This window comes from Candidatus Fermentibacter sp. (assembly GCA_030373045.1).
GTDB lineage: Bacteria > Fermentibacterota > Fermentibacteria > Fermentibacterales > Fermentibacteraceae > Fermentibacter.
This window is the reverse complement of record JAUCPW010000043.1, coordinates 19395-33779: the sequence shown is the minus strand read 5'-3', so window position 1 is coordinate 33779 and position 14385 is coordinate 19395. Positions and strand designations below refer to the sequence as shown.

Genomic DNA, 14385 nt, shown 5'->3' with positions numbered 1-14385 from the left:
GATCTACACCGTTCGGAACTCGTCGGCAGCGTCAGATGTGTATAAGAGACAGCCCCCCGCCCGGGGAGTCATCTCATCGTCGCCTGCGCGCCCGGCTTCGGGGTCTTCACCACCAGGAGCCTCAGGGTGACGTTCCCGGTGTTCCTCCAACAGTGCCCGATGCCCTTCGGGCTGTCCACTATCGTCTCCGCCTCGACCTCGACGGTCTCGGCGCCGATCGACACCTCGCCCCTGCCCTCCAGCACGTAGAAGAACACGTCCACGGGCGTGGTGTGGGGCTTCAGAGCCTCGCCGGGGGCGAGCTTCAGGTACATCACCTGGACATGGTCGTTCTCGTGGATCCGCCTGGCTTCGATGCCGTGCGGGGTTTCCACGCGGCCGACCTCTTCCGGCCTCGCGTACTTCATGGCTCAGCTCCCGCAGGAGGGTGCGGGGGACATGATGGCCGCCAGGTCGGCATCGGGCGTCGAGATCGGCTTGATCGCGAACATGTCCACGAGCACCTTCAGGCTGTCGGGAGTCAGGCAGGCCGGCAGCGACGGGCCGAGGTGGATGTTCCTGATCCCGAGGTGGAGCAGCGTGAGCAGGATCGCGGAAGCCTTCTGCTCGTACCAGGAGAGGACGAGCGAGAGCGGCAGCTCGTTCACGCCCACCCCGAAGGCCTGCGACAGCGCGAGGGCGATCTGGATGGCCGAGTAGGCGTCGTTGCACTGCCCGATGTCCAGCAGCCTGGGGATGCCGTCGATGTCGCCGAAGTCGAGCTTGTTGAAGCGGTACTTTCCGCAGGCAAGCGTTAGGATCACGCAGTCCGAAGGCACCTTCTCGGCGAACTCGGTGTAATAGTCGCGGCCGGGCTTCGCGCCGTCGCAGCCGCCTATCAGAAAGAAGTGCCTTATCCGTCCCTGCTTCACGAGGTCTATCACCTTGCCGGCCACTCCCAGCACCGCGCCGTGCCCGAAACCGACCAGGATCCGCTTCTCGGGCTGGTCTTCGGCGAAGCCGGGCTGCGCCAGTGCCGCCTCGATGACGGGAGCGAAGTTCCTGTCCGCGATGTGGCGCACGCCGGGCCATGCCACGATCCCCGAGGTGAAGATGCGGCCCATGTAGCCGGGCTTCGGCTTCTGGATGCAGTTGGTGGTCATCAGGATCGCGCCGGGGAACTCGTCGAACTCCTTCTGCTGGTTCTGCCACGCGCTGCCGTAGTTGCCTGCCAGATGCGGATACCTGTTCAGACCGGGGTACCCGTGCGCCGGCAGCATCTCGCCGTGGGTGTAGACGTCGATGCCCCTGCCCTCCGTCTGCTTGAGGAGCTCCTCGAGGTCCTTCAGGTCGTGGCCCGAGATCAGGATGGCGCGGCCCTTCCTGGGGGTGACGCGGACGCTCGTGGGCACGGGGTTGCCGTAGGTCGAGGTGTTGGCCTTGTCGAGCAGCTCCATCACCTTGAAGTTGAGCGCGCCGACCTCCAGAGCGGCGTTGAGGAGCTCGGGGACGCCGTGGCTCTCGCAGAGGAAGGCCAGCTTGTCGTAGAAGCCGCCGAAGGCGCCGTCGTCCGACACTCCGAGGACCTGGGCGTGGTCGGCGTAGGCGGCCGTGCCCTTCAGCCCCTGGGTGATCAGCTCCTCGAGGCCGGTGACCGTGTCGCCCTGCATCGCCCTGCGTTCGGCGATGGAGAAGGCCTGGGCCGCGGCGACGATCGCCGCCCTGTCCGGGGGCGGGGTCCAGGTCGCCGGATCGGCCGGGAGATGGGTGGCCGGGAGGGGGGCCCCCGCTCCCGCGGCCGCCTTCGCCCTCGCCCTGAGCTCCACCGCGCGCCTTATGTACCCCTCGACCCGCTCGGGATCGAAGTCGACATTGGTGATCGTGGTGAAAAGGCCTTCTACGACGAAGACATCGGTCTCATGGTCGCGCCAGCCGGCCGCGCGGGCCTTCGAGCCGTACCAGCCTATCCCCTTGAGAAGCAACAGCAGCGAATCCTGGAGGGATGCGGTGTCGGGATCCTTCCCGCACACCCCGAACCTGTCGCAGCCCTTCCCCTGGGAGGTCTGTTCGCACTGATAGCAGAACATCATCTTCCCCTTCCCCCTCCGCAGGCGCGAACGCCACCGCGGACGATTCGAGCGTTTTCTCCTTCACCACACGGGCTTTCTCCGTTCCTCATGCCGCCTTCGGAGGTGCGCAGCGCCCCTGCGAAGGTCTCGAGCGTCGTTTCGGACATCGCTCTGTCTATCATCGATCCAATCTCCCCGGTCAGTTCCGTGAAGACGCACCTGCCGGCGGGGCAGACCGGCCGGCCCAGGAGGCACGAGCCGGATTCGGGCATCGAGTCCACCGCCTCGAGGATCCTCCTGAGCGTCAGAGCAGCGGGATCCTCCGCCAGCTCGAAGCCTCCGGCGGCACCCCTGCCCGATCTGAGTATCCCGTTCCTGACGAGCTGCAGGAGAACCTTCCTGAGGTGCGATTCGGAAACGCCCAGCACAGAGGCGATCCCGTGCGCCGGAAGCGGGCCGTCCTCGCGCCCGGCGGCGAGCAGCGCGCAGGAGTGCACCGCCAGGTTGGCCGCCTCGCTGAAGCCGAAGTTGTGTGACATCACCCTCCATCACCTTTCGGGAATTGGGATTCACGATTCCTATTTTATCCCGGAAGGGATGCCGTGTCAAGGATGGCTGGGTTCAGGCTGCGGGGGTCAGGAGCGGGTCACCCCGCCCATCCAGGAGAGATAGTCGTCCGATGCCGACGAAATCGGGAGGACGACGATCTCGGGGACCTCGTAGGGGTGCCTGGCGCGGACGAACTCCCCGAGGTCGGAGGCGAGGTTCCGGAAGGTCTTGAACCGGATCCTCCATTCCTGCTCCTCCTCGAGCCCGCCCTTCCAGGAGTAGATGCTCGTCACGGGTCCGGAGACCTGGGCGCAGGCCGCGAGCCCGGCCTTCACCGCCTCCCTGCCGATGTCCCTCCCCAGATCGGGATTCGGAACGGTCGTGACCAGTTCCACCACGGGTTCCGGCATGTGCACCTCCCGTCAGGGCTGCGATCCGGAGTTCATGGTCCAGAGCCTCCGGAAGCGGCGATACGCCAGACATGCGAGTGCCAGGGCGGCTGTCAGCATGGAGGCGAAAAGGAGAGCCGTCCCGCCGGACAGCACCCCGCCCTCGAAGAGCCGCCCGAGGGCTGCTGCCGTTCCGGCGTCCAGGGCGGGCAGGAGCGACCTGAGGGCGAGGGGCAGCCCGATGGTGAACGCCAGCAGCGATATCGAGTACCACTGCTGACCGCTGCGCGACGACTTCGCCCCCAGGGATATGTGGAGGCCGAGCGCCGAGAAGAGCAGCGACAGGGGGACGCCCATCGCGAGGGCTGCGCCCAGGTCGGCCGGGCCTGCGAGCGGGCGCGAGGCCGCCATCGAGTATAGCGCGTTGCTCGCGACGGCCGCCGTGGAAAGGGCCATGGCCACGGCTACGGGGAACAGCAGCTTGCCGAGGGTGAGGGCCGACGGGGACACGGGGGTGTGCAGAAGCGCTTCGAGCGTCTTCCTGTCGCGCTCGCCTGCTATCGCGTCCACTGCCAGCGGGCCTGCCAGGTACATGGGGATGAGGGCGAAAACGACCGGGGCGGCCCTGGGATCGTCGAACCTCGTGGGGACGAAGATCCCGAGGAGAACGCAGTAGACCGCGAAGAACCGGATGAAGCCGATCCTCCCCATGATGCTCCTGAAGTGGAGCCAGTCCCTCGCGAAGACGGCGCCGGCGCTCACGATCCCGCCACCTCCATGAAGATCTCCGTCAGCGATCCGAGCGCGGGCCTGAACTCGGTGACCCGGATCCCTTCCCTGACGAGCCCGGCCAGGGTCTCGGCGGCGGGGAGGCCGGACTCCAGGAGGAGGAACCCGTCCGGCCTGCGCTCGAGCGGCAACCCTCTCCAGGAGGGCGCATCCGAATCCACCCTGAGCAGGTACCGCCCCTCGGGCGAGGACCCGCCCGGCGGCCCCTCGAAGACACGCCGGCCGTGGTGGATGATCGTGACCGTCGAGCAGAGCTCCTGAGCCTCCTCGAGGTTGTGCGTCGAGAGGATCACGGTCCTCTCGTGCGACATCGAGGCGATCACGCTGCGTATCCTTGCCGACACGACCGGGTCGAGCGACGACGTGGGCTCGTCCAGGATCACTATCTCGGAGGGCACCATGAACGTCCGCGCCAGGGCGGCCAGCCGCCTGTTCCCCGTGGAGAGGGAACCCACCCTGCGCGCGGGGTCGCCCTCCATGCCCACCGCCTCCAGGGCCTCCGATGCGGCCCGGGCGGCATCGCGCCTGCCGACGCCCCAGAAGCGCGCCCAGCAGACCAGGTTCTCGGTGATGGTAAGCCCGGGGATCAGGCCGTCCTCGGAAGGGAGGATCGACAGTAGCCTGCGCACCGAAGGATCGGCGTGCGGCTGCCTGCCGAGCACAGCGAGGCCGCCCCGGGAGGGCTCCATGAGGCCTGCGATCGCCCTGATGGTCGTGGTCTTGCCCGCGCCGTTCCGGCCGAGCAGCCCGTGGACCGTGCGGCCCTCCACCGCCATGTCGAACCCGTCGAGAACGCGGTTGCGTCCGTAATCGACGCAGAGGCCGGATATCGAGACCGCGGCATCAGACTCCCGAGCCACCGGCCATCCCCTCCAGGACTCCGGCCAGGCTCCCGCAGAGGAACCCGAACATCTCGGCGCCCTTCCGGGCCGAAACCTGCCTCGCATCCACGCCGGCGGGGCCGTCGGGATAGGCATCCCGCCACCCTGACGCCGACAGGCGCATAGAAGGCGAGGGCGGATACTGCCTCAGCGCTTCGTCCGGGGGCCTGAAGCCCGGGAACAGGTGCATGTACATCGAGACCTCCGAGGCGGTGGCGTGATAGCCGCTGCGCCCCTCGAAGAGCCTTTTCTCCAGATCCTTCGCCCCCGGCAGCTCCCAGTAGCCCATGTAGGCCAGGCCGATGCCGGGATGTCGGCTGCGCAGCCCTTCGACGGCCTCCGTGGCGGCGGCCCGGTTCCCCCCGTGGCCGCTGAGGAGCAGGATCGACCGGAACCCGTGTCGTATCAGGCTGCCTGCGACGTCCTCCAGGATGGCAACGAGCGTGGGGTCCGAGAGGCTGACGGTGCCGGGGAAGGACATGTGGCACTCGGAGGAGCCGAAGGGCAGCGCCGGCGCACAGAGGACGCCCGTCCTGGCGGAGGCCTCGCGGCACAGGGCGGAGACCACGGCCGCGTCGCAGTCGACGGGCGCCAGGGCGCCGTGCTGCTCGGTGCTCCCGAGGGGCACCACGACGGCGCTCCGCCGGGTGAGGTATCCCGCTACGTCGGCAGTGGTGGACCCGCTCAGTTCCATCGATCCCCCGCTTGTTCCCGGAAGTGCGCTGAATCATATCACGCACCGGAGGGATTATACATGAAGCAGCGGGAGATCGTCGTCCGCGGAGGGCGTTTTTCCAGGACGCCGGTTCGCACCGGGCTCATCCTCGCAGGGGTGGACCTGGTTGCCGCCATATCGGAAGGTCTTGCACGCGAGGGCCTCTCCCCGGGCCCGGAGGATGTGCTCTTCGTCAGCGAGAAGGCCGTGGGCGCCAGCCAGGGAAGGTACTTCCTGCTCGACGAGGGGAAGCTCGTGGCCAGGCCCCTTGCCCGTCTGCTGTCGCGGTTCGTCACGAAGACTCCGGCCGGCATCGGGCTGGGCATGCCCGAAACCATGGAATGCGCGCTGCGCGAGGTGGGTGTTCCCAGGATCCTGCTGGCCGCCGCGGTTTCCGCCTTCACCAGACTCTTCGGGCGCAGGGGCGACTTCTACAGGATCGCCGGCCCGCTCGCGCGCTCGATAGACGGACCCACCAGTGGAACCATCCCGCCTTTCGACAGGGCCGTCAGCCTCGCGCCTCTGGAGCCGGACCGCGTGGCCGAGAGGCTCGGCAGGGCCTTCGCGTGCCGGGCCGCCGTGGTCGACATCAACGATCTCGGGGGGAACGTGCTGGGATGCTGGCCGGCGGACATGGACAGGGCCCTGATCGTGGAGGCCCTCTCGGACAATCCTCTTGGTCAGGGGTGCGAGGGCACCCCCGTCGGCATCCTCAGTTGTCGTCCGACTTGATGATGGACCCGATGAGGGTGGTGGCCAGGGAGATGAGAACCGAGGCCAGGAGGGCCCACCAGAACCCGGATATCCAGAACCCGTGCACCACCGACCGCGCGATTAGCAGGAAGGCCGCGCTCACCACGAACCTGAACAGGCCGAGCGTCAGCAGGTACACCGGGCACGTCAGAAGTTTCACGACGGGCGCGACTATGGCGTTCAGGAGGCCCAGCAGCAGGGCCGTCCATACCACGGGCAGTATTCCCTCGAACTCCATGTCGGGGCCGAGCAGGAGCGACACCAGATACAGGCTGGCCGACGCTACCGCCCAGGCGATGACGAACTTCTTCATGGTGGCAATAGTATAGGAAGGAGGAGCGGTCGATGGCCATGATGTCCATCCTGTTCCTGATCCTGTCCGGTACCGTGACGCCCGGGGAGGCCGCGGCAGACCTCGCGGACAACTCTCCGGCCTGCGACCTCGTGCCGGCCTATTCCGGCATCATGGCCGACAACGTCGGCACGGCCCTCATGGCGCGCGACAGCATGCCGTGGGGCGGCCTGATCCCCGACTCGATATTCCTGAGGTACGTGCTGCCGGTGCGCGTGAGCCAGGAGCCTCTCACGGCGTGGCGCCCCGCCTTCTTCGACTCGCTCGCGCCGGTCGTGGCCGATGCCGGCGGCATAGCAGAGGCCGCGGTGCGCGTGATGGCCTGGTGCGACGAGAAGACGGTCTTCCTGCAGACGCAGAGGCGTGACCAGTCGCCCCTGGTCACGCTCTCGAGCGGCGCAGGGCGATGCGAGGAGCTCACGATCCTGCAGATGGACGCCCTCAGGGCGGTGAGCATCCCCTGCCGCCAGGTCTACACGCCCTGGTGGACGGTGTGCGACAACAACCACGCCTGGACCGAGGTCTGGACGCCCGCGGGCTGGATCTCGACGGAGTCGGGCTCGGCGGTGGACTCCCTCACGCAGCCGACCTGGTTCGAGGCCAATGCCTCCAGGGCCGCCCTCGTGGTGGCCGTGACCCAGGATTCGGTGCCCGGAGCCATCGTACAGCGCGGGCACGGATGCCTGGTCAATGTCACGTCCGACTACGCGCCCACGGGCAGCCTGGGGATAAGCGGCTCCTTCGGGGGGCCGGTGTACGTATCCATCGTCAACTGGGGCGCCCTGCGGCCGCTGGTGCGCCTCGGCCGGGGCATCGACCGGATCGACCTCGGGCCGGGATCCTACATGCTGACATGGGGATGGCCGATCGTGTCCGCGGTGGTGGAGGTTCCGGAGGGAGACTCGGTGACGGTCACCCCGGAGATGGGCTCGCCCCTGCCGGGGCTGGCCCTTCTGAACCAGGAGGCGGAACAGTGATACTTCTCGCAGCAGTCCTGTCCGTCCTGACCCCCGAGGCGCGCGACAGCCTCCTGGCCGAGACGCCGGGGAACGCCGTATTCTGGTCGGAGGCGCTCTCTTCCGGGCGCGGAGAGATGCTCTCCTGCATGGAGGAGCTCTTCTCGACCATCCCGAGGCTCGACAGGCTCGAGATGAACTCGGAGGCGCTGATGGACCACGTCATCGGCGCTCTCGACTCCCGCGACTCCTGGGTCGACTCGATGCCCGACAGCCTGTTCATGGATTTCCTGCTGCAGTACAGGTTCGACGACGAGCCCGTGACGGCCTACCGCACTCCCCTGATGACCCACTGGAACGCCAGGCTCGCCGACTCGGACACGACCCTGGCGGCCGTGGTCGAGCGCGTACGCTGGAGCATCGGCACCATGAGGGTGCGCCAGCCCGACATCATGGGAGGAGTTGCAGGCCCCAGGGACGTACTCGCCTCGGGGGGCGGAACGCCCGTGGAACTGCGCGTGCTCCTGGGCTCGAGCCTCAGATCGCTGGGCATCCCCGTGCGCGCCGTGCTGGGCTGGTTCCAGGGCACGGCGGGCCGCGAGGGCGGATGGCTCGAATACTGGGACGGGGCAGGATGGATCCCCGTTCCTCTTCCGTCCGACAGCCTGCCGGCGGGTTTCGACGGCCTCTCGCTCGCCGTGGCCGGCGACGAATACGTGACATCCGAACTCGTCCCCACCGGGACGATATCCTTCTCCCCCGTCGAGGGGCCTTCGGACAGCCTTCTCCTCGCAGTCTCGATCCCCTGCCCCGGCCGCTACGTCCCCCTCGACTGGGTCGAACTCGATCCGTCGCTGCCCTGCTCCATCGAAGTGGGGGAGGGCTCGTACATGGTCCATCTCTCGCGGAGGCTTCCGACGGGAGGGGTGCGCTTCGCCTCGGCGCCGGCCGGGGTCACGGCAGGAGGGGTGTTCGAGATGAGGCTGGCCGACATGGAGCTGGAACTGTGACCGCCGCGGCCGCCCTGGTCTTCGCGGCCGTGCTGGGGCAGCCGAACGGTTCGATCGAGTACGCGGGCCCCGTGAGGGTGGTCAATCTGTGGGGCTCCTGGGGCGACATGGGATACGCCGAGGGATATCTGCTCGGGCCGGAGATCATGGATCTCTACGAGGTCTACCTCGTCGAGCTGGCGGGCGGGACGGGCGGCGTCGAGACGGCACGCCGCTTCGTCGAGGAGCACTTCCAGTTCCCGCTCGAATTCAGGAAGATGGCTTCCGGCATGCTCGCCGGCATGGCGGATACCTGCGGCCTGTACTCGTCCGTCTTCGGGCGGGACCTGGACACTCTGGACGTCTACGTCGCCGCTTCGGCGCCAGATCTGAGCGACCTCATGGCGAACAGGTTCGTCTCTTGCAGCAGCACGAGCGCCTGGGGCGACGCGACCGCGGCCGATCCCGTCCTCGGGGGGGATCCCGCGATGTCGCGCAACCTCGACTACTTCATCGACACAGGCTCCGTGCTGCTCGAACACCAGGTCCTCTTCACGCTCGATCCCGAGATCGGGAACGACTGGATCTCGGTGGGCATGGCGGGCTTCATGGGCTGCCTGTCGGGGATGAACGAGTACGGGGTCTGCGCCGCCCTCGACATGGGCAACTACTACGGCATCGAGAAGTGGGAGCCTGCGTTCGTCCCGATCTGCGCCGCCCAGGCGCTGGGCCTCTCCGCCCTGGACTTCGACAACAGCGGGAAACACGACATCCTTGATGTCGAGGCGGCCCTTACGAACTGGAACAGGAGCTGCTCGTACTGCATCCACCTTCTCGCTCCCGAAGCCCTCGCGCCGGAGGAGCCGGGAGAGGTGGTCGAGATCAACAACCTCGCGGGATCGGCCGTGCGGCATTCCTGGGACGACGCGGAGATGCCGCGGCAGCACCTGTGCCTGACCAACCACCACAGGGTCCTGTATCCGCCCGTGGCGTGCGACAGGTATGCCCTGCTCTCCGACTCCATCGGGGCCGACCCGTCCATGACGCTGGACAGGCTGTGGGGCCTCATGGCGGCTGTCGGCTTCGCACCCGTGCCGGGTGCGGGCGGAACGGTGCAGACCATGATCCTCATCCCGGCCGACCGCAGGATAGGCCTGGCCTTCACGGCTCCGGGATCGCCCTCCTACGGGCAGTCTCCGCAGTGGATCGAGTGGGGCGACCTGTTCCCGAACCATACTCCGGGGGGGATCGGCGGGGAGGGGCAGCCTTCGATGACGCCCATGGCATGGCCCAACCCGGTTTTGGGCCGGGTCGTCGTGTCATGGCCGGGTGCGGGCTCCCCTGCGCTGTTCGACGCGGCTGGAAGGCTGGTGGACGCGGAGTTCACGCCATCGGGCGAAGGGCTCTTCGCTCTGGACACCGAAGGGCTTCCCCCGGGCGTCTATCTCGTATCGACGGGCATCTCCGCCGGGTACTCGCTGAAGCTGGTCGTGGCGGACTGAGTACCGGGCCGTCATCGGCAGGACCCGCGGACCGTGCGATGTCCGACAGATGACTGCTGCTATCCTTCGTTGCCGGCCGATCGACGACATCAGCGGCCCGGCACCCGGGCGGACTGCATCTCCCGGGGGTGCCTGCCCGGGACGTCTTCCGCCGCCGGATCGTTGACACCCGCGCGGGCCCGCCCGTATCTTCCGGCGTCGTGACGCTGGGGAGTCGTCCAATGGTAGGACAGCAGACTCTGGATCTGCCTACCGGGGTTCGAATCCCTGCTCCCCAGCCACGCCCCCTGCCCTCCCAGTCCGGTGTCAGAGTAAAAACGTAAAGTACTCAGAATCACAGCTTGTGACAATAATCCTTATACGAATCATTTCTGGAGCTCGACGCTGATTAGCCTATACAGCATGCATTTCAGCGTACTCTGGGATTCGGCAAAGCAAAATACCATCCGCCTGTCAAGCGAAACCCGTGAGTACCTTACGTTTTTGCTCTGACACCGGGCGGAGTTCGATGAGGCGCTTCACCGAGCCGACGATCCCCATGATCCAGCCGGCAGGATAGAGCAGCAGAGCCAGCGCCCACCACATCGAGCGCCCGGTTTCGCCGCCCAGGCCTCCCATGGCGGTGAGGCCGAACATGAGGGCGACGCCGACCAGGATGAGCACAAGGGCTCGCAGGAGGAGCGGCTTGTGCCGGCTTCCACCGATGTGGGCGCCGACGAAGGCCATGCCTGCTCCACCCAGTATGACCAGGGAGCCCTCGAGCGGATCCAGCGCACCGAGGACCATCAGCACGAGCCCGGATATCGCGAGCACCCTGGTCCAGATCTGCCGCTTCTCCATGATCCTCCGTCCGACACTGGATGCGCCCGGCGAACCACCCGCCGAGCCGGCATGCCCTCATGGCATCACCCGGTCATGCGGCCCGATCCGCGCACCCCCATGCTAGTCGGGCAGGGGGATAACGTAGACCTTCTGGTAGGATTCGGGATCCATCGAATAGGCGTACATGGTCTCCGGGCCGAACTCGACCTCCCAGACGAAGAGGTCCGATCCGGGCGAGTCGACCTCGGCGGTGAAGAGGAGTTCTCCGGCCCGGCTCCAGACGTCGAACAGGGGAGTGTCACTGGTGCCGCGCTGGACCCAGACCCTTCCGGATCCGTCGAAGCCGACCCCGATAACCTGCTCCCTGAAGGGGTCCGGTTCGTACTCGATTATGACCCCGCTGACCCCCATGCTGCTCAGGAGGGATTCGATGAATGCCTTCTCGTCGGCGATCTCTTCCTCGGTCTTGGGGACCTGCTCCGGCACCCCCTCGAGCACCGCCAGGGGGGTGCCATCGCTCGCGAAGAGATCCACCCCGTACTCCGCACTCGCCCTTCTGGCCACGGCCACCGTTCCGTCCGCGGACGCGCCGTAGACATACCCGAGGTAGGATTCCCGCATGAGCGAAGTCAGGTCCGTGGGATCGAAGGGCGAGGTGGCGTCGTGATAGCATGCGGTGGGTTCTTCTCCCTGCTCGAACCTGCCGATGCGCACCCTCTGGGTGAGACCGCCGGAATCGTCGACGTCGATGTCTAGCTTGAGGGCGACGTATGCGTCCGAGTCCGCCCCCTCCATCAGCATGGGAGGATTGCTGGTGAAGGATGTGGTAAGGCCCTCCCAGGTCCCGTCGGGCCCGTACGTGTACATCCCGCCGTTGAAGGCGGCACAGACCGTTATGCGCCCGTCGCCCAGGACCGCCATGGAAAGCGGGTTCAGCAGCTCTCCGGGGCCCGAGCCCGGGCTAGCGATCTGCCTGACGAAGGTGCCCGAGGAATCGTACACCATCACCCTGCCGCGCCCCCTGTCCAGGACGTACAGGAGGCCGTCGGGTCCTGCCTCGATGCTCATGATGGATCCGAAGACGTAGTTGGAGTCGCCCAGCTCGACCCCTATCGAGTCCACGACGGCCAGCCGCACGGGGCCGGCTTCCCCGGCAACGTCTCCCCCGCCCCCCCCGCAGGAGGCAAGCAGCGCGGAACACACGGCGACGAAAGCACCCGCTCGAGGTTTCATCCCAATCCTCCACTCCGGTGACCGGCATGCGATGATACGAAACAGGACGCCCCGATGCCCAAAGGAGTTACAGAACCGGGAGCCGCGGTCTCGTTGACGGACCGCCCGTCAGTCGTGATCGTTCGGAAAACAACATGGATCGGAGGCCCCTGATGCTTCTGCTCATGGCGGTCATGCTCGCAGCATCCGCTCCCGCGGACAACCCGGCCGTACTCCGGGATGCCGAAGGCGTCCTGTACGACAACGAGACCTTCTCGGCCATACCGTCCAGGCTCGACGAGCTGTTCGGATTCTCGCCCACGGAGCCATCGGCTGCCGGAACCGGCACATGGACGGGCTCCGGCCCCTGGGGCGGCAATGTCAGGGCGATCGCGGCGCTGCCCGGAAGCAGCCCGGTACTTGTGGCCGGGTGCGGCTACTCCATGGCGCCGGACGCGGGCGGGGTCTGGCGCAGCACCGACGGAGGCCAGACCTGGCAGGAGACGGACCTCCAGGCGATCCAGGTGAACAGCGTCTGCAACGGAGGGTCGGCCCTGCCGAACACGTTCTTCGCCTCCACGCGAATCGGGCTGTACAGGTCGGACGACCAGGGGCAGACCTGGGGGGTCGTCTCCGGCGGGATGTCGTCTTCATACGTCCTTCTGACGGGCGTCCACTGGACCGATCCGGACATCCTCGTCGCCGGGCTCTCGTCGGGCCAGGGGATACGGCGTTCGACGGACGGGGGCGCCACCTGGTCGAGCGTGGGCCTCGATGCCGGATTCCTCAAGGGCTACGGATTCTGCACCGGTCATCCCGACACGATGTTCATCGCCATGTCGGGCCTTTCGAACTCGGTGTACCGCAGCTACGACGCAGGAGCGACATGGGCGGCGGTGGGGCCCTCGGGGTCGGGCTGGGGGATCCTCACCTCCCCCGGTGGCTCGGAAGGTACCGTCATCGTCACGAACGACGGCGGTTTCTACCTCAGTACCAACTACGGAGGTTCGTGGACCCAGGTGGTTTCCGGGACGAGCTACGCCCCCGCCGTCTGGTCGTCGGGGACGCTCTATGCACCGGTCAACGGCCAGGGCGTCTTCGAGAGCACCAACGGCGGATCGACCTGGACGCTCAACCCGGCGGGCATCACGGCATCCTACTGGCAGGCCGCCTGCCCGGGTTCCCAGGGATACCTCGCCGGGCACAACGGGGGGGTCTACAGGAGGCTCTCCTCGGGGTCGTACACGGTTTCGCAGCAGGGCATGACGAACGGCTTCATCCATGCGGTCGCCTTCCTCCAGGGAGAGGGCGTCCTGCTCGCCGGGGGCGAGGCTCACGGCCTCTGGCGCAGCGGAGACGGCGGCGCGACTTGGGAGCTCGCCTCGAACGGGCTCGGTAACTGGACCGTATACGACATCTGCCCCGAATCCCACGACCAGTACACGGGCTCGACGATCTACGCCGCGACTGCCTCGGGGGTCTTCAGGTCGGATGACCTCGGGGATTCCTGGGCCTCCGCCGGCCTGACGGGGCAGCAGGTGACGGCGGTGGCGTTCGATCCGTCGGACGCCGACCGCGCCTGGGCCGGTATCGCAAGCGGCGGAATCAGATACACGACGGACGGGGGAGCCACCTGGCTGACTTCGTCCGGGCTGCCCGGCGCGCTGTACCCGGCGATCGAGCTCGGCGAGGCCCCTGGTGGCGGATTGCGCGTATTCGCCAGCTTCCAGCAGCTCGGGACAGCCGTCTACTATTCCGATGACGGCGGGGCGAGCTTCACTGCCGGTTCGGGCCTTTCCGGCAGCTACATGCCCTGCATTTCGTACTGCTGGGACGGGACTTCCGTGTACTGCGGCACCGACCTGGGCGTCTACAGGTCGCTCGATTCGGGGGCGACCTGGAGCCTGTGCCCCGGTTCGACCGGCCTGATGTGGTCCGTTCTTGGGAGCAGGAACGCCAACGTGCTGGCCGGGACCAACACCGCGGGGGTGAAGTGGAGCCCAGACGGCGGAGATTCGTGGCAGGCGCTCGACGACGGCATAGAGGGCAGATGCGTGTGGGACATCGCCTACGGCGGGTCCGACACCCAGCTCTTCGCCGGTCTCAGGGGATTCGGCGTGAAGGAGCTGTCGAGCGACGCCCTCGGGATCGAAGGCGGTGTCACTCAGCCTGGGATGCTTTCGGTGGTCGCATCGCCGTCACCCTCGGCCGGGGCTGTTTCATTCGTCGTGTCAGGGCTGGACGGCCCTGCAGTGCTGTCGATCTTCGACGGGGCGGGCAGGCTGCTGCACACCACCCCGACCGGTTCGGGCGCCGCTGCCTCTTGGGAGCCGGGGGCGGACACTCCCTCCGGGATCTATCTCGCGATGGTGCGTTCCGGGGATGCTTCCGCCTCGGCCAGGTTCGTGATCCTGCGCTGAGTCATCCG

The 14385-nt window shown here is 67.3% G+C and carries 15 protein-coding genes and 1 tRNA gene; 6 read left to right on the top strand and 10 right to left on the bottom strand.

The window, feature by feature from the left end:
* Positions 1–68 precede the first annotated feature (68 nt).
* From QUS11_07540 to QUS11_07510, 7 genes are all read right to left on the bottom strand, one after another.
* On the bottom strand, positions 69–407 hold the full coding sequence (locus tag QUS11_07540) for a cupin domain-containing protein (protein MDM7993152.1): 339 nt from the start codon (positions 405–407) through the stop codon (positions 69–71).
* A 3-nt stretch (positions 408–410) separates the two neighbouring features.
* The gene (gene hcp / locus QUS11_07535; protein MDM7993151.1) at positions 411–2069 is read right to left on the bottom strand and encodes a hydroxylamine reductase; all 1659 of its coding nucleotides are present in this window, start codon (positions 2067–2069) and stop codon (positions 411–413) included.
* Complete coding sequence (locus tag QUS11_07530; GenBank protein MDM7993150.1) at positions 2066–2587, bottom strand: Rrf2 family transcriptional regulator; 522 nt, start codon at positions 2585–2587, stop codon at positions 2066–2068. The genes hcp and QUS11_07530 overlap by 4 nt, the downstream gene beginning before the upstream one ends.
* A 96-nt stretch (positions 2588–2683) precedes the next feature.
* Positions 2684–3007: a divalent-cation tolerance protein CutA gene (gene cutA, locus QUS11_07525; protein ID MDM7993149.1), complete on the bottom strand. Its 324-nt coding sequence runs from the start codon at positions 3005–3007 to the stop codon at positions 2684–2686.
* 12 nt (positions 3008–3019) lie between these two features.
* A complete protein-coding gene (locus QUS11_07520) occupies positions 3020–3748 on the bottom strand; it encodes an ABC transporter permease subunit (protein ID MDM7993148.1) in 729 nt (242 codons plus the stop codon).
* Positions 3745–4635 carry an ABC transporter ATP-binding protein gene (locus QUS11_07515; protein ID MDM7993147.1) on the bottom strand — a complete coding sequence of 297 codons (891 nt, stop codon included), beginning with the start codon at positions 4633–4635 and terminating at the stop codon, positions 3745–3747. The genes QUS11_07520 and QUS11_07515 overlap by 4 nt, the downstream gene beginning before the upstream one ends.
* On the bottom strand, positions 4619–5350 hold the full coding sequence (locus tag QUS11_07510; protein MDM7993146.1) for a creatininase family protein: 732 nt from the start codon (positions 5348–5350) through the stop codon (positions 4619–4621). The genes QUS11_07515 and QUS11_07510 overlap by 17 nt, the downstream gene beginning before the upstream one ends.
* Positions 5351–5410: 60 nt before the next feature.
* Here QUS11_07510 and QUS11_07505 point away from each other — a divergent pair, with 60 nt between their 5' ends.
* Positions 5411–6103 (top strand): coenzyme F420-0:L-glutamate ligase, encoded by a 693-nt coding sequence (locus QUS11_07505; protein ID MDM7993145.1) that lies wholly within the window; start codon positions 5411–5413, stop codon positions 6101–6103.
* Here QUS11_07505 and QUS11_07500 read toward each other — a convergent pair.
* The gene (locus QUS11_07500) at positions 6084–6437 is read right to left on the bottom strand and encodes a phage holin family protein (protein MDM7993144.1); all 354 of its coding nucleotides are present in this window, start codon (positions 6435–6437) and stop codon (positions 6084–6086) included. The genes QUS11_07505 and QUS11_07500 overlap by 20 nt on opposite strands.
* Before the next feature lie 32 nt (positions 6438–6469).
* Here QUS11_07500 and QUS11_07495 point away from each other — a divergent pair, with 32 nt between their 5' ends.
* From QUS11_07495 to QUS11_07480, 4 genes are all read left to right on the top strand, one after another.
* Positions 6470–7453, top strand: a complete 984-nt coding sequence (locus tag QUS11_07495; GenBank protein MDM7993143.1) for a transglutaminase-like domain-containing protein — start codon at positions 6470–6472, stop codon at positions 7451–7453.
* Positions 7450–8442, top strand: coding sequence for a transglutaminase-like domain-containing protein (locus tag QUS11_07490; protein ID MDM7993142.1), 993 nt, complete (start codon positions 7450–7452; stop codon positions 8440–8442). The genes QUS11_07495 and QUS11_07490 overlap by 4 nt, the downstream gene beginning before the upstream one ends.
* Positions 8439–9923 (top strand): hypothetical protein, encoded by a 1485-nt coding sequence (locus QUS11_07485; protein MDM7993141.1) that lies wholly within the window; start codon positions 8439–8441, stop codon positions 9921–9923. The genes QUS11_07490 and QUS11_07485 overlap by 4 nt, the downstream gene beginning before the upstream one ends.
* Positions 9924–10130: 207 nt before the next feature.
* Positions 10131–10204, top strand: a tRNA-Gln gene (locus QUS11_07480).
* A gap of 172 nt (positions 10205–10376) precedes the next feature.
* On the opposite strand, the gene QUS11_07475 is transcribed toward QUS11_07480, so the two are convergent.
* Both QUS11_07475 and QUS11_07470 read right to left on the bottom strand, forming a co-directional pair.
* Positions 10377–10763 carry a hypothetical protein gene (locus QUS11_07475; protein MDM7993140.1) on the bottom strand — a complete coding sequence of 129 codons (387 nt, stop codon included), beginning with the start codon at positions 10761–10763 and terminating at the stop codon, positions 10377–10379.
* A gap of 102 nt (positions 10764–10865) precedes the next feature.
* Entirely contained in the window at positions 10866–11978 is a 1113-nt protein-coding gene (locus QUS11_07470) for a 6-bladed beta-propeller (GenBank protein ID MDM7993139.1), read from the bottom strand.
* Between the two features lie 152 nt (positions 11979–12130).
* On the opposite strand from QUS11_07470, the gene QUS11_07465 reads away from it, so the two are divergent.
* On the top strand, positions 12131–14377 hold the full coding sequence (locus QUS11_07465; protein MDM7993138.1) for a hypothetical protein: 2247 nt from the start codon (positions 12131–12133) through the stop codon (positions 14375–14377).
* Positions 14378–14385 lie beyond the last annotated feature (8 nt).